Here is a 14,977-nt window from a genome sequence, read left to right as displayed (position 1 = left end):
CGACCAGTCCAAGGCGCAGGGCTTCATCGAGATCTTCGGCCTCTCGTCGAAGATCGCCGCACGGCGTGACCTCGCCTGATCCCCCTTCGCACGGCAGCCGCCTCCCCGTTCCTCCGCGGCGGGGAGGCGGTCGTACTTCCCGATCCCTCCGAGGAGCAGCAGTGAGCAGCAACAACGGTGATGTCCGGCTCTGGGGCGGGCGTTTCGCCGACGGTCCCTCGGACGCGCTGGCAGCCCTGTCCGCGTCCGTCCACTTCGACTGGCGGCTCGCGCCGTACGACATCGCCGGCTCCCGCGCCCATGCCCGCGTGCTCCACAAGGCCGGGCTGCTCACCGAGGACGAACTGACCCGCATGCTGGCCGGTCTCGACCAGCTCGAAGCAGATGTGGCCGACGGCTCGTTCACCGGCACCGTCGCCGACGAGGACGTCCACACCGCGCTGGAGCGCGGGCTGCTGGAGCGTCTCGGCGCCGACCTGGGCGGCAAGCTGCGCGCGGGCCGGTCCCGCAACGACCAGGTCGCCACGCTCTTCCGGATGTACCTCCGGGATCACGCCAGGATCATCGGCGGGCTTGTCGCGGAGCTCCAGGACGCGCTGGTCGGCCTCGCCGAGGCGCACCCGGATGTCGCGATGCCGGGCCGCACGCATCTCCAGCACGCGCAGCCCGTCCTCTTCGCCCACCATGTGCTGGCGCATGTGCAGTCGCTCTCCCGGGACGCGGAGCGGCTGCGGCAGTGGGACAAGCGCACGGCGGTCTCCCCGTACGGCTCCGGCGCGCTGGCCGGATCCTCGCTCGGGCTCGACCCGGAGGCGGTCGCCGCGGACCTCGGCTTCGAGCGGGGCTCCGTGGGCAACTCCATCGACGGCACCGCCTCCCGCGACTTCGTGGCCGAATTCGCCTTCATCACCGCGATGATCGGCGTCAATCTGTCGCGGATCGCGGAGGAGGTCATTCTCTGGAACACGAAGGAGTTCTCCTTCGTCACCCTGCACGACGCCTTCTCCACCGGTTCGTCGATCATGCCCCAGAAGAAGAACCCGGACATCGCGGAGTTGGCGCGCGGCAAGTCGGGCCGGCTCATCGGCAATCTCACCGGGCTGCTGGCCACGCTGAAGGCCCTGCCGCTCGCGTACAACCGCGATCTCCAGGAGGACAAGGAGCCGGTCTTCGACTCCTGCGACCAGCTTGAGGTCCTGCTGCCGGCGTTCACCGGCATGATGGCCACGCTGACCGTCAACAGGGCGCGGATGGAGGAGCTGGCTCCCGCCGGGTTCTCGCTCGCCACGGACATCGCGGAATGGCTGGTCAGGCAGGGTGTGCCCTTCCGGGTGGCGCATGAGGTCGCGGGGGAGTGCGTCAAGGAGTGCGAAAGCCTCGGCATCGAGCTGGACGAGCTGACCGACGAGCAGTTCGCCAAGATCTCCGAGCACCTCACCCCCGAGGTGCGGTCGGTGCTCAATGTGCCGGGCGCGCTGGCCTCCCGTGACGGCCGTGGCGGCACGGCTCCCGCCGCGGTGGCCGTGCAGCTCGCCGAGGTCAAGGCCGACCTGGTGATCCAGCACGCCTGGGCGGACGCCAGGAAGCAGCGGTAGCGCGAGCGGCGGCTACAGCGCCGCCGCCCAGTCCGCGAGCGCGTCGAAATCCGGCCGGGTCAGTCCGGTGCGCGGATCGATGTGCAGCAACAGGGCGGCGGCCAGGTGCCGTTGATCGACCCACTCGTGGTCGTAGGACGTGATGTCGTCGTCGATCCAGGCGAACGGCCGTCCGGCCGCGTACTCCAGGATGTACTGCGTCTTCCAGAAGGTCCCGCGAGGGGCCTTTCCGTGCATCTGGGCCGGTGCGTCGCGTAGCCCTCCGGCCGACGTGTCGCCGGAGCCGCGTACGGATTGAGCGGTCCGTCGACATCGATCAGCAGCAGTGGCTTCATTCCGCCATGATCGCCACCGGGGCCGGTGCTGGGAAGTCCTTTCCTGGCCGCCTCGCGACACCTGACCTCGCCGACCGGCATGACTCGACGCATTGAATGAGACATTCATGTCTCGATCGGGTTATGTTCGTCTCATGACAGTCAATCGTGACCAGGTGCTGCGCACCGCCGCCGCCGTCCTCACCCGCAAGGCGACCGCCACCATGGACGAGGTCGCCCGCGCCGCGGGCATCGGGCGTGCGACGCTCCACCGCCACTTCGCCGGGCGCGACGCCCTGGTCAGGGCGCTGGAGGAGCTGGGCATCCGGGAGTTCGAGACCGCGCTGGACGCGGCCCGTCTCGACGAGGGCCCGGCGGGCGAGGCGCTGCGCCGATTCGTCGGGGAGGTCGAGCCCGCCGCCGGTCTCCTCGGATTCCTCGTCACCGAGAACCAGCTCTTCGAGGGTGACGTCAACGACGGCTGGAACCGGCTCGACGCCCGGGTCTCGGCGCTCTTCCGGCGCGGACAGGAACAGGGCGAGTTCCGGATAGATCTCAGCCCCGCCTGGCTGACCGAGGCCTTCTACGGACTGATCAGCTCCTGTGCCTGGGCGGTCCAGGACGGGCGCGTCGCCACCAAGGATTTCCAGTACATGATCGTCGAGCTGCTGCTCGGCGGAGTACGACGGAGCGTGAAGCCATGACCAGCACCTATCTGCCGGCGGCGGACGGCCGGCTCCTCCCGCGCCCCGGGCGGTGGATCGCGCTGGGCGTCCTCGTCCTCGCCGTGCTGCTGGTGGCCGTCGACGCGACCGTCCTCGGCCTCGCCACCCCCTTTCTCAGCGAGGACCTCAAGCCGTCCGGGACCCAGCTCCTCTGGATCGGTGACATCTACTCGTTCGTCATCGCCGGACTGCTGGTCTCCATGGGCAGCCTCGGCGACCGCGTCGGCCGGAAGCGGCTGCTGCTGACGGGCGCGGTCGCCTTCGGCGGGGTCTCGGTGCTCAACGCCTACGCGGCCACGCCCGAGATGATGATCGTCGCCCGTGCGCTGCTGGGTGTCGCGGGTGCGACCCTGATGCCGTCCACCCTCGCGCTGATCCGCAACATCTTCCACGACCCCAGGGAGCGCAGTCTGGCCATCGGCATCTGGGGCGCGATGGCCTCCGCCGGTGCGGCGGTCGGCCCCGTCGTCGGCGGCTTCCTGCTGGAGCACTTCTGGTGGGGCTCGGTCTTCCTGATCAATCTGCCGGTGATGGCCGTCCTGGTCGTCGTGGGCATCAGGACCCTGCCCGAATCGAAGAACCCCGCGCCGGGCCCCTGGGACATGACAAGCGTGGCACTGTCCCTCGTCGGTGTCGTGGGAGTCGTCTACGCCGTCAAGGAGACGGCGGCGCACGGGCCGGACTGGGAAGCCGCCGCGGCGGGTGTGGCCGGCGCGGTCGCGCTCCACTGGTTCGTACGACGGCAGCTCACGCTGACCGCGCCGCTGCTCGACATGAGGCTCTTCCACCACCGGGGTTTCTCCGGCGGGGTGCTGGCCGATCTGCTGACCATTCTCGGCCTGTCCGGGCTGGTCTTCTTCCTGTCGCAGTTCCTGCAACTGGTGCAGGGGCGCTCACCGCTGGAGGCGGGTCTGGCCGAATTGCCGGCGGCCGTGGGCGCGGTGGCGGCGGGACTGGTCGCCGGTGCGACCGCTCGCCGTTTCTCCGTGCGCTCCGTGGTCGCCGGCGGCCTCGCCGCGATCGGTCTGGCCCTCGCGGCGCTGACCGGACTCAGCCAGTCCACCGGCTTTCCGCTGCTGGGCGCGGTGCTGCTGGTCGTCGGGGCCGGTGCGGGGTTCTCCTTCACCGTCACGGCCGACGTGATCCTCTCCAGCGTCCCCAGGGAACAGGCCGGCGCCGCGTCCGCCGTCTCCGAGACCGCGTACGAACTGGGCGCGGCCCTCGGCATCGCTTTGCTGGGCTCGGTCGTCACCGGTGTGTACCGGGACTTCACCGCCCCGCCCGGGGTCCCTGCGGACGCGGTCTCGGCCGCCCATGAATCCCTGGGCGGCGCGGTGGAGGCGGCGAACGGACTCCCGGCCCACTCCGCCGGGGCGCTGCTCGCCGCGGCTCAGGACGCCTTCTCCGCCGGTCTGCGTCTCGCGTCAGGCGTGGGCGCGGCGGTGCTGCTGATCACGGCGGTGGCCGCGTGGTTCCTGCTGCGCGACCAGAAACTGGAGGACGGTGCCGGGCACTGACGCGGTCCCGCCGCCGTCCGGGGCGTCAGGCCGCCTTCGCCTTGGTGGCGTAGACGTCCACGTACTCCTGGCCGGACAGCAGCATGACCTCGGTCATCACCGAGTCCGTCACGGCCCGCAGCACATAGCGGTCCCGGTCCATGCCCTCGTACCGGGAGAACTCCATCGGCTTGCCGAAGCGCACGGTCACCTTGCCGGTGCGCGGCATGCCCGTGCCGTTCGGCTGGAGCTTGTCCGTGCCGATCATCGCGAAGGGCACCACCGGCGCGCCGGTCATCAGGGTCAGCCGCGCGATGCCCGTACGCCCCCGGTACAGCCGGCCGTCGGGAGAGCGGGTGCCCTCCGGGTAGATGCCGAAGATATTGCCCTCGTCCAGCACCCGACGGCCCGTCATCAGCGCCGCCACTCCGCCGCGCCCGCCGTCACGGTCCACCGGGATCATCCCGACACCGGTGAAGAACCAGGCCATCAGCCGGCCCTTGAGGCCCTTGCCGGTGACGTACTCGTCCTTGCCGATGAAGAAGACCTGACGGTCACAGACCAGCGGAAGGATCATCGAGTCGATGAAGGTGAGATGGTTGCCGGCGAGGATGACAGGACCGCTCCCCGGGATGTTTCCCGCGCCCTCCACTCGTGTGCGGAACATCAGGCGCACGATCGGTCCGAGCACTGCCTTGATGAGCGCGAAGCGGGACAACGGGTCCTCCGGTGTCGTGGGACGGTCGTGGACGGCCGTCGAAATCCATGCAGGTGAGGACGATACTCGTGGGTCGCGGCACGCGCACATCGAGTTCACCGACCGGATACACGGCGTTGACATGTGTTCCCGGCACGTTCTCCCGGGGTCTCCCGTACGGAGGGCGGGGCCGCCTACGCTCGGGCCTCGCCCGGCAGGCGAGTGACATCACATCAAGGAGCGTTCATGACACAGGGTGCGCGGAACACGCCCGGACGAAGGACCGTACTGGGAGCGGCGGTGCTCGGCTCGGCGGCCATGGCGCTGCCCGGCGCGGCGCAGGCGGCCGAGCGGGGGCGGGGCGAGGGCCACGGATCGTCGTATCCGGGCCTGCCCGAGCTCACGATCGTCGGCCACCGCGGGGCCAGCGGCTACCGTCCGGAGCACACCCTCGGCTCGTACCAGCTCGCCCTGGACCTCGGCGCGCATGTGATCGAGCAGGACCTGGTGCCCACCAAGGACGGCCATCTGGTGTGCCGTCACGAGAACGACATCACCGCCACGACGGATGTCGCGGACCACCCGGAGTTCGCCGGCCGCAAGACCACGAAGAGCGTCGACGGGACCAGCCTCACCGGCTGGTTCACCGAGGACTTCACGCTCGCCGAACTGAAGACGCTGCGGGCCAAGGAGCGCATCCCCGCCAACCGCCAGCGCAACACCCTCTACGACGGACGCTGGGAGGTTCCCACGTTCGAGGAGGTACTGCGCTGGGCCGAGGACGAGGGCCGCCGCCGGGGACGCAAGATCTGGCTGTACACCGAGACCAAGCACCCCACCTACTTCCGCGGGATCGGCCTCGGCCTGGAGGAGCGCCTCGCCAAGCTGCTGCGCCGGTACGGGCGTGACCGCAAGGACTCCGCGATATTCCTGCAGTCCTTCGAGCCGAGCAGCATGCAGCGGATGGCGAAGCTGGTCTCGTCGCCGCGCGTCGTGCTGCTCGACGCCGCCGGCACCCGGCCGTGGGACTTCAGGACGGCGAACGACCCGCGCACGGTGTCCGACCTGGTCAAGCCCGAGGGCCTGAGGTGGATCGCGTCCTTCGCGCAGGGCATCGGTCCCACGCTCGACCTGATCATCCCGAAGGACGCCACGGGCAAGCTGGGCACGCCCACCACGCTGGTACGGGACGCGCACGCGAAGGGCCTGATCCTCCACCCGTACACACTGCGCGACGAGAACACCTTCCTGCCCGCCGACTTCCGGCGCGGTACGGACCCCAACGCGTACGGCGACGCGTTCGGCGCGTTCAAGCGCTACTTCGAGCAGGGCATCGACGGCATCTTCACCGACAACCCGGACACGGGTCTGCTGGCGCGGGCGGACTTCGTCAGCCGCTGACCCCGCTGTGCCCCGGTCGGGTGACTGCCCGGCCGGGGAGCAACCGGCGGTCGCCGCCGGGACGTCCCGCCCGTCATGACGCTTGTCGAAGCCAACCCGTCCCTACGGACCCCGACCCTGCTCCGTCCCGCCGTGCCCCGGCCGCCGGCCGTGTCCGTCCCGGCGCCGCGCCGCCCGCGCCAGGCCCGGGAGACCCTCGTCGAGGGGCTGCTCCCGCTGGTGCGCGCGGAGGCGGCGGCCGAGGCGCCGGGGACCGGCGCCGAACCCGGCGACCTCGAACAGGCATTCTGGGTGCGGCTGCTGGAGCGGACGGAGGACGAGGGGCCGCCCGGCGACCTCGCGCGGTGGGTACGGGACGTGGTCAGGGCCGAGGCGCGCCGCGCCCGCCGCATCGCGGCCCGGGAGCGGCCGTACCGCGTCGAGCCCGCCACCGGCCCGGAGGCCGACCCCGAGCGGGCCGCGCTCCGCTCCGAGCGGCGCCGCGCGCTGCGCGCGGCGGTCCGCCGCACGCCCGGCCGCTGCCCGCGACTCCTTGCCGCGATGCTGTCGCCGAAGGACCCCACCTACCGTGAAATCGCGGGGGAGTTGGGTATGTCACAGGGCACTTTGGGCCCATTGCGCTCAAGATGCCTGGGATGCCTGCGCAGAATGCTCGCGGCGGAGGTTGCGGCTCCTGACCCGAGGGGAATGCAGCGGTAGACAATCGGCGGACCAAGTGAGCGGGAGGCATGCACACATGGGCATGAGCGTGACCATCTCAGCGGCGAGCGCGCAGGACGCGGAGCACATTCTGAAGCTGCAGTACCTGTGCTACCAGAACGAGGCGGAGCTCTACGGCGACTACACCATCGAGCCGCTCACCCAGACCCTCGACGACCTCAGGGCCGAACTGGGCCGCGGTCACGGGCTGGTGGCCCGCCTCGGCGACGAAGTGGTGGCCTCGGTACGGGGAAGCGTCGACGAGACCGGCACCGCGCACATCGAGAAACTCGTCGTCCACCCCCGGATGAGGCGCCACGGCCTCGGCGGCAGACTCCTCGACGCGATCGAGGCGCACTTCGCGGGCGAGCCGGCCGCCAAGCGCTTCCAGCTCTTCACCGGCCACCGCAGCGAGGGCAATCTGCGTCTGTACCGCAGCCGCGGCTACGCGCCCGTCTCGACGGAACAGGTCGGCCCGCGGCTGAAGCTCGTCACCCTGGAGAAAGGGTCCGCCGCCGGGACATACGCGGCCAGCGCCTGAACCGGCGCGCGGCGGTGCGAGCGGCGGTTGGCGCCGTGCCGGTCCCCGTCACCGCCGCGAGGCACGCAGCCACAGGATGCCGGTGACCGGCAGCAGCACCGGAATGAAGAGATAGCCCATCCCGTAGTCCGACCAGACCGTGGCATCCGGGAAGGCCGAGGATTCGGCCAGCGTCCAGGTCCCCACGGTCAGTACGCCGGCGAGTTCGGCGGCGCAGCACGCCAGCGCCGCCTTTCGCGCCGTCTCCCCGCCGCGTACCAGGGTGTAGGTGATGAAGGCGTACACCACGGCCGCGACGGCGGAGAGCGTGTACGCCAGCGGCGCCCGGTCGAATTCGGTGGCGATCTGGTAGACGGACCGGGAGACCGCGCCGACGGACATCACGCCGTACACCCAGACCAGCAGCAGGCCCGGTCCGCGCACCAGCCGGGTCCTCGGCTCTCCTCCGGCCGCTTGTGCGCCGGTCTCCGGTTCGCCGTTCCTCTCCGGCTCGGTCGTGTTCCGCGCGCCGGTGGCGGACCCGTCCATCCTCAGCCTCCCCAGATGTCATGGAGCCGTACTTCCAGCACGGCCAGTACGACCGCTCCCGCGGAGACCGTCACCGAGCCCCAGCGCGTCCGCTCGGACAGCGACAGAAAACCGGCCGCCGGCACCGCCAGCAGCGCGCCGACCAGATACGAGAAGAAGATCACCGAGCCGTCGGCGGCCCTCGCGCCGCCCGCCACCCGCGCGATTCCCACCACGAGTTGCGCCAGGGCCAGCGCGGACACCACGGCCATGCCGATGAAGTGCCAGTCCTTGGTGGGCTGGTCGCGGTAGGCGGCGAAACCGCACCAGGCGGCGAGGAGGAGCGCGGTCACGGAGACCGCGACCGTCAGGGCGACAAGCATGGCCCCGAGGGTATTACGGCCGAAATGGTCCGGCGCGCGCGCCCCCGTGCGACCCGCGCCGGGTCCCGGGACCGGGGGCCGTCGGTCCCTGCGGGCCGTGGGCTTGACCACAGCGCGCCCCCTTCGCCGCCGGGTCGCGGACCTGGCCGCGCACGCCCTTTCTCTGGTGTCGCCGCAGGTCACCCCCGGCACAGTGGCGGCCGGGGACCCCACCGGCCTCGTGCGCGGCGTTCGGGGGGAGCGCGAAGCTGTCCGAATGGTGCGAAGGAAATGTCCGCTATACGGACAGTGCCCTTGGTCAAGTACTGACGTCTGCTTTACTTACCGCATGACCACGACGAGCTACCGCGTATCCGCGACCGAGGCGATCATGACGCCCGGTGCTCGTTGTCTGTGTCGAATGTGCGCCATCTGAGGGCCCCTGCCTGAGTCTCGCGCCCCGAAGCGAGACCCGACAGTCCGCGCGGCCCCACCGAGCCCGAATGCCATCAGGGCTCCCGAGGCCATGCGCGGGCCGTGCCCGTTCGCCCCGCGCACATGCTGCCTCCCGGTCAGCCGTGCCGCGACGGAATGACCAATGCCCCGTGCCCGGCCGACACTTCGCCGCGCACTCGACAGCGATGGAAGCCTCTGTGATCACTACTACGGACCTGACAAAGGTTTACCGGTCCGCGTCGCGCGGCCGTGAAGTCACCGCTCTCGACGGCGTCGACCTGCATGTCCGCGAGGGTGAGGTCTTCGGAGTCGTCGGACAGAGCGGCGCCGGCAAGTCCTCGCTCATCCGGTGCGTCAACCTGCTGGAACGCCCCACCTCCGGCACGGTGGTCGTCGACGGCCAGGACCTCACCGCGCTCGCCGGGCGGGGCCGGCGGGCCGGCCGGGAACTGCGCCGGGCGCGCAGCTCGATCGGCATGGTCTTCCAGCACTTCAACCTGCTGTCCTCGCGCACCGTCCAGGACAATGTCGAGCTGCCCCTGGAGATCCTCGGACTCTCCGGCCAGGACCGCGCGCGCCGCGCCCTGGAACTGCTCGACCTGGTCGGCCTCGCCGAGAAGGCCAAGGTCTACCCCGCCCAGCTCTCCGGTGGCCAGAAGCAGCGGGTCGGTATCGCCCGCGCGCTGGCGGGCCGCCCCAAGGTGCTGCTCTCCGACGAGGCGACCAGCGCCCTCGACCCCGAGACCACCCGCTCGATCCTCCAGCTCCTGCGCGACCTCAACCAGCAGCTCGGGCTGACCGTCCTGCTCATCACGCACGAGATGGGGGTCGTGAAGACGATCTGCGACTCGGCGGCGCTGATGCAGCGGGGCAGGATCACCGAGTCGGGCACGGTCGCGGAACTGCTGGCCACGCCCGGCTCCGAGCTGGCGCGGGAGCTGTTCCCGGTGGCCGGCACGGCATCGGGCCCGGACCGTACGGTCGTTGACGTCACCTTCCACGGCGAGGCCGCCGCGCGGCCGGTGATCTCACAGCTCTCCCGTACGTACAACATCGACATCTCGATCCTGGGCGCCGCGATGGACACCGTCGGCGGACGGCAGATCGGCCGGATGCGGATCGAACTCCCCGGCCGTTACGAGGAGAACGTCGTGCCGGTCGGCTTCCTGCGCGAACAGGGCCTCCAGGTGGAGATCGTTGATCCCGCCGATGCCAATGCCGACGCCGTCGCCGACGATGCCACCGCCCCCGCGGCCGTGATCCCCGCCCAGAATCCCGCACCGGTGAAGGAAGATGCCAAGTGACCTGGTCGGAGATGCAGCCACTGCTGACTCAGGGCACCGTCGACACCCTCTACATGGTGTTGTGGTCCGCGCTGGTGACCGTCGTCGGCGGGCTGCCGCTCGGCATCCTGCTCGTCCTCACCGACAAGGGCGGACTGCTCCAGAACGCGCCCGTGAACAAGGCCGTCGGCGTGGTCGTGAACATCGGCCGCTCCCTGCCGTTCATCATCCTGCTGATCGCGCTGATCCCGTTCACCACACTGGTCGTCGGCACCTTCATCGGCCCCACCGCGATGATCGTGCCGCTGGCCATCGGCGCCATCCCGTTCTTCGCGCGTCTTGTCGAGACCGCGATCCGGGAGGTCGACCACGGACTGGTCGAAGCCGTCCAGGCGATGGGCGGCTCCATCCCCACCATCGTCCGCAAGGTGCTGCTGCCGCAGGCGCTTCCCTCGCTGGTCTCCGGCGTCACCACCACGGTCATCGCGCTCATCGGCTACTCGGCCATGGCGGGGGCGGTCGGCGGCGAGGGGCTCGGGTCCAAGGCCGTCACCTATGGATTCCAGCGCTTCGAGAACGGCTTCATGATCGCCACGGTCATTGTCCTGATTGTGATCGTCACCGTGGTCCAGCTCATCGGCGACGGTGCCGTACGGCTGCTGGCGCGCAGGGGGCGTTCCGCCTCCTGACGACCTGACCGCCCGAGCACCCCATCGCCCCTCCCTCCCGGCCGGCCGCACCGCCTCCGGTGGCTTCCGGCCGCCCGTGTCCGGCTTCCCCGCTCCCACCGGCCCGCACTCCTTGTCCGGGCTCACCACCATTGCGAAAAGAGGCACTCTTCGTGCGTACCAACATCAAGCTCACCGCGGTCGCCGCCGCGACCGCCGCCCTCGCCCTGGGCCTCAGCGCCTGCGGCACCTCGTCCGACCCCGGCGCCACGTCCGGGTCGGACGGCAAGACGGACGCGTCCAAGCCGCTGCTCGTCGCCGCCTCCCCGGTGCCGCACGCCGACATCCTGGAGTTCGTGAAGAAGAACCTGGCGGCGAAGGAGGGCCTCAAGCTGGAGGTCAAGGAGTTCACGGACTACGTCCTGCCGAACACCGCCACCGAGAACGGCGAGGTCGACGCCAACTTCTTCCAGCACAAGCCGTATCTCGACGACTTCAACAAGAAGAACGGCACCCACATCGTGCCCGTCGTCAATGTCCATCTGGAGCCGCTCGGCCTCTACTCCAACAAGGTCAAGGACCTCAAGGACCTCAAGCCGGGCCAGACCCTCGCCATCCCCAACGACACCACCAACGAGGGCCGCGCGCTCCATCTGCTCGCGGAGAACGGCGTGATCACGCTGAAGGACGGCGCCGCCAGCGACGCCAACCTCTCGGCCATCAAGGACGCGAAGGGCCTCAAGTTCAAGGAGCTGGAGGCCGCCACCCTGCCCCGCGCCCTGAATGACGTCGACGCCGCCGTCATCAACGGCAACTACGCCCTGGAGGCGGACCTGAAGCCCGCCCAGGACGCGCTCGCCCTGGAGAAGGCCGAAGGCAACCCGTACGCCAACTTCCTCGCCGTCAAGGAGGGCAACGAGAAGGACCCGCGCGTGCTGAAGCTCGCGAAGCTCCTCAACTCGCCCGAGGTGAAGAAGTACATCGACGACACCTACGACGGCTCGGTCGTGCCCGCCTTCGGCAAGGTCGGGTAACCCCTCAAACGGTCGCAGCAGTACCGTTCTTGCCGACGGGAGCCCCGCGCGCGGATGCCGTGCGCGGGGCCCTCGCATCCGTACGGACCCGGCCATGCGCATCCCCGCCGGATGCTGCATGCTGTGCATTTACGACGGACTGAGGCATGGAGCCCCGCATGACTACCACCTTTCCGGACGTCTCCATCAGCACGGAGCGGTTGGTGCTGCGCCCCTTCGAGCCCGCGGACATTCCGGCGCACATCGAGATGATGAACGACGAACTGGTCACGGCCTGGACCTCCGCACCGCACCCCTACACGGCCGGTGACGCCGAGGAATGGGTGAGCAGGATCGCGCCCGCCGAACGCGCCGAAGGGCGCGGCATCGTCTTCGCCGTCACCGAGTTCCTCACCCAGCGGCTCGTCGGCAGTGTGCGCCTGCGGCACACCAACTGGCACACGCTCGCCACCGAGGCGGCCTATGTCACCGCTCCCTGGGCCCGTGGCGAGGGCTACGCCACCGAATCGGCCCTCGCCGTCGCCCAGTGGCTCTTCCGCGACCAGAAGTTCGAACGCATCGAGGTGCGGACGGCGGCCGACAACACCGCCGCCCAGCAGGTCGCGCAGAAGATCGGCTGCATCAGCGAAGGCGTCCTGCGCAACGCCTGGATAGCGCGTTCCCAGACCGAGGACGGCGGCTGGACCGACATCCGCACCGACCTGATCGTCTGGAGCCTGCTGCCCGAGGATCTCGAGGGCGTCGCCGAACAGATGGCGGACGCGAGCGGCTACGCGTCCTTCACCGACTGGAACTGACGGGACCCCCACCGCCCGGCCGTTCCCCGCCCCGGCCAGGTACTCTCACCCTGCCCGCGAACCGTACGGCAGTGCGACACGCGCGATCGTGCGGTCACCCGGGCGGCAGCGGGCCGCGCCGGCCGGAAGCGGCTGCTGTCCGCCCTCATCAGCGACAACCTCGGGAGACTGACGACGATGGCCGACCGCGTCACGGTGATCGGCTGGGACGGCTCGCCCCTCACCTCTGCGGCCAGGTCCGCACTCTCGGCCGCCACGATGGTGGCCGGAGCCGGGCACCACCTGGCCCTCCCGGAGGTGCCGGCCGGAGCCGAGCGCATCCGGCTCGGCAGCATCGACCTGGCGGCCCGCCGGATCGCCGGGCACCGCGGCAGCGCGGTGGTCCTCGCCGACGGCGACCCAGGCTTCTTCGGTGTCGTACGCACATTGCGCGCACCCGAACACGGCCTGGAGGTCGAAGTCGTGCCCGCGGTCTCGTCCGTGGCCACCGCCTTCGCCCGCGCCGGTATGGCCTGGGACGACGCCCAGGTCGTCGTCGCGCACAGCCGTACGCTGCGCCGCGCGGTGAATGTGTGCCGGGCGCACACCAAGGTCGCCGTCCTCACCTCTCCGGGCGCGGGCCCCGCCGAACTCGCGCTCCTGCTGGAAGGAGTCCACCGCACCTTCGTCATCTGCGAGGAACTCGGCACGGAACGCGAACAAGTCACCGTCCTCACCTCCGACAAGGCGGCCGACCATGTCTGGCGCGACCCCAATGTGGTGATCGTCATCGGCGGGATCGGCACGGCGGCGTCCCCGTCCGCCGGCTGGATCGCCGGCCGCGACCCCGGATACCCGCCCTCGGAGCGCGGCTGGGCGCTGCCCACCGAGGAGTACGGCATCGACCTCGACGAGGGCGAGTCGACCTGGCTGCGCGCCGCTCAACTGGCCCGGCTCGGGGCCCGTACCGGCGATCTGATCTGGGACATCGGCTCCGGCAGCGGAGCGCTCGCCGCCGAGGCGGCCCGCTTCGGCGCGGCCGTGATCGCCGTCGACGACGAGCCGGGAGCCTGCGCCAGTACGGCCGCCGCCGCGCGGCGCGCGGGCGTACAGCTCCAGGTCGTCCAGGGCCGCGCGCCGCATGTGCTGGAGCGGCTGCCCGAGCCCGATGTCGTACGGATCGGCGGCGGTGGCATCGATGTGGTCATCGCCTGCGCCGACCGCAGGCCCGAGCGCATCGTCACGCACGCGGCGACGCGGGACGAGGCCGAGGCGGTCGGAACGGCCTTGGCCGAAGGGGGATATGAGGTGGAGTGCGTCCTCCTCCAGTCCGTCGACCTGGACACCGGAGCCTGGTCGGAACGCGAGCGGTCCGTCGTCTTCCTGCTCTCAGGACAGCGTCCGGACAGCGCCCCCTGACCCTGCCGCCGGGCCGCGCGAGGTAGGCTGGTAGATCGTTGTACCACTGCCGGGCGTTCGTCGGTTCGTTCGTCAATGTCCGGAAAATGGGACCGTTTTGGGCGCTCATGTGGTACGGCGGAGACTGGGGGGACGCGCGATGTGTGACCGCGGGCCATACGTGCCGCGCGGTGCCCACGCTCGTTGTTACTGACGGGCGCCGGAAGCGCCGCGCACCGGGTCTCCGGTGAAGGGCTGAAGGAGCACAACCAATGGGCGAGGGGTACGCATGACTGACACCGGCCAGGTCCCGGGCGAGGGACTGCCGGAGAACGCAGGCATGGTGGAGCAGCCGGGCATCCCCGCTCCGGGCGCGTACACCTACCTCGACCCCTCCGCTCCGCCCGCCGAGGAAGAAGACCTGCTGCTGATGCCGAGCGCGCAGGGAGGGTGGAGCGATCCGCAGGTGGTGCCGCCCGAGACGCCCGCCGTCTACGCCACCCATGAGGGATACGCCGTTGCCGAGGGATACGCGACGGGGGACTCCGGGGCATTCCCGGTGCCCGAGGCGTACGCCGAGGCGTACGCGGCCCCGGAGCAGGCTCCCGTCCAGCAGCAGGCCCCTCCCATAGAACAGCCGGCGCCGACGGCGGAGCCGGTTTCACCTGTCCAGGTCCAGGCGCCGGAGGAGTTCCGGGCGCAGGACCAGTACCAGGCGCCCCAGCAACCGGCCCCGGAGCAGGGGTTCCAGGCGGGCGCCGGGTTCCAGGGCGAGCAGATGCTGCCGAACCTGGCCGAGATCCCCGGGCAGACCGAGTACGCGGCGCAGCAGCCGCTGGACGCGGTGGCCGGGCCCGAGGCCGGCGTACCGGTGGAGCCGGCCGCCGCCACGGAGCCCGGGGAAGACACTCTCGGGGGCCCGGTGCCGGACTCCATGGCGTCGGATGCCATGGTCTCGGATGCCACGCCGCTGGATTCCAACGGTCAGGAGGCCGGCGGTCAGGAGACGGCGGGCCCCGGCTCCA

General features: G+C 70.6%; 14 protein-coding genes and 2 pseudogenes. 12 read left to right on the top strand and 4 right to left on the bottom strand.

Annotated elements, in window-relative coordinates:
• Positions 1–161 precede the first annotated feature (161 nt).
• Positions 162–1,595 carry an argininosuccinate lyase gene (gene argH / locus ABZ707_RS32850; RefSeq protein ID WP_360182418.1) on the top strand — a complete coding sequence of 478 codons (1,434 nt, stop codon included), beginning with the start codon at positions 162–164 and terminating at the stop codon, positions 1,593–1,595.
• Positions 1,596–1,607: 12 nt separating this feature from the next.
• Here argH and ABZ707_RS32845 read toward each other — a convergent pair.
• Positions 1,608–1,930, bottom strand: a pseudogene (locus ABZ707_RS32845) (hypothetical protein).
• Between the two features lie 134 nt (positions 1,931–2,064).
• On the opposite strand from ABZ707_RS32845, the gene ABZ707_RS32840 reads away from it, so the two are divergent.
• Positions 2,065–2,613, top strand: coding sequence for a TetR/AcrR family transcriptional regulator (locus ABZ707_RS32840; protein WP_360182415.1), 549 nt, complete (start codon positions 2,065–2,067; stop codon positions 2,611–2,613).
• Positions 2,610–4,151, top strand: coding sequence for an MFS transporter (locus tag ABZ707_RS32835; protein WP_360182412.1), 1,542 nt, complete (start codon positions 2,610–2,612; stop codon positions 4,149–4,151). Before ABZ707_RS32840 ends, ABZ707_RS32835 begins: the two co-directional genes overlap by 4 nt.
• Before the next feature lie 25 nt (positions 4,152–4,176).
• On the opposite strand, the gene ABZ707_RS32830 is transcribed toward ABZ707_RS32835, so the two are convergent.
• Positions 4,177–4,893 carry a lysophospholipid acyltransferase family protein gene (locus ABZ707_RS32830; protein WP_360182421.1) on the bottom strand — a complete coding sequence of 239 codons (717 nt, stop codon included), beginning with the start codon at positions 4,891–4,893 and terminating at the stop codon, positions 4,177–4,179.
• Between the two features lie 180 nt (positions 4,894–5,073).
• Between ABZ707_RS32830 and ABZ707_RS32825 the strand changes: the two genes are divergently transcribed.
• The 3 genes from ABZ707_RS32825 to ABZ707_RS32815 all read left to right on the top strand — a co-directional run bounded on the left by ABZ707_RS32825 (position 5,074) and on the right by ABZ707_RS32815 (position 7,468).
• Positions 5,074–6,228 (top strand): glycerophosphodiester phosphodiesterase, encoded by a 1,155-nt coding sequence (locus ABZ707_RS32825; RefSeq protein ID WP_360182409.1) that lies wholly within the window; start codon positions 5,074–5,076, stop codon positions 6,226–6,228.
• A 75-nt stretch (positions 6,229–6,303) separates the two neighbouring features.
• Positions 6,304–6,927 (top strand): sigma-70 family RNA polymerase sigma factor, encoded by a 624-nt coding sequence (locus ABZ707_RS32820; RefSeq protein WP_360182406.1) that lies wholly within the window; start codon positions 6,304–6,306, stop codon positions 6,925–6,927.
• Positions 6,928–6,964: 37 nt separating this feature from the next.
• Positions 6,965–7,468 (top strand): GNAT family N-acetyltransferase, encoded by a 504-nt coding sequence (locus tag ABZ707_RS32815; RefSeq protein WP_360182403.1) that lies wholly within the window; start codon positions 6,965–6,967, stop codon positions 7,466–7,468.
• A gap of 48 nt (positions 7,469–7,516) precedes the next feature.
• Here ABZ707_RS32815 and ABZ707_RS32810 read toward each other — a convergent pair whose 3' ends face one another.
• Together ABZ707_RS32810 and ABZ707_RS32805 are read right to left on the bottom strand one after the other, a co-directional pair.
• Entirely contained in the window at positions 7,517–7,996 is a 480-nt protein-coding gene (locus ABZ707_RS32810) for a hypothetical protein (RefSeq protein ID WP_360182400.1), read from the bottom strand.
• 2 nt (positions 7,997–7,998) lie between these two features.
• The gene (locus tag ABZ707_RS32805) at positions 7,999–8,358 is read right to left on the bottom strand and encodes a hypothetical protein (protein ID WP_360182398.1); all 360 of its coding nucleotides are present in this window, start codon (positions 8,356–8,358) and stop codon (positions 7,999–8,001) included.
• Positions 8,359–8,990: 632 nt separating this feature from the next.
• Here ABZ707_RS32805 and ABZ707_RS32800 point away from each other — a divergent pair.
• The 6 genes and pseudogenes from ABZ707_RS32800 to ABZ707_RS32775 all read left to right on the top strand — a co-directional run.
• A complete protein-coding gene (locus ABZ707_RS32800; RefSeq protein ID WP_360182395.1) occupies positions 8,991–10,097 on the top strand; it encodes an ATP-binding cassette domain-containing protein in 1,107 nt (368 codons plus the stop codon).
• Positions 10,094–10,765, top strand: coding sequence for a methionine ABC transporter permease (locus ABZ707_RS32795; RefSeq protein ID WP_360182392.1), 672 nt, complete (start codon positions 10,094–10,096; stop codon positions 10,763–10,765). Before ABZ707_RS32800 ends, ABZ707_RS32795 begins: the two co-directional genes overlap by 4 nt.
• A 152-nt stretch (positions 10,766–10,917) precedes the next feature.
• Positions 10,918–11,778, top strand: a complete 861-nt coding sequence (locus ABZ707_RS32790; RefSeq protein WP_360182389.1) for a MetQ/NlpA family ABC transporter substrate-binding protein — start codon at positions 10,918–10,920, stop codon at positions 11,776–11,778.
• Between the two features lie 158 nt (positions 11,779–11,936).
• Complete coding sequence (locus tag ABZ707_RS32785; RefSeq protein WP_360182386.1) at positions 11,937–12,575, top strand: GNAT family N-acetyltransferase; 639 nt, start codon at positions 11,937–11,939, stop codon at positions 12,573–12,575.
• Between the two features lie 177 nt (positions 12,576–12,752).
• Positions 12,753–13,973 (top strand): precorrin-6y C5,15-methyltransferase (decarboxylating) subunit CbiE, encoded by a 1,221-nt coding sequence (gene cbiE, locus ABZ707_RS32780; protein WP_360182383.1) that lies wholly within the window; start codon positions 12,753–12,755, stop codon positions 13,971–13,973.
• A gap of 268 nt (positions 13,974–14,241) precedes the next feature.
• Positions 14,242–14,977: pseudogene (locus ABZ707_RS32775) on the top strand (hypothetical protein); the annotation flags it as partial.

The organism is Streptomyces sp. NPDC006923, assembly GCF_040635655.1.
GTDB lineage: Bacteria > Actinomycetota > Actinomycetes > Streptomycetales > Streptomycetaceae > Streptomyces.
The sequence above is the reverse complement of the archived record's forward strand: the minus strand, read 5'-3'. Positions and strand labels throughout refer to the sequence as shown.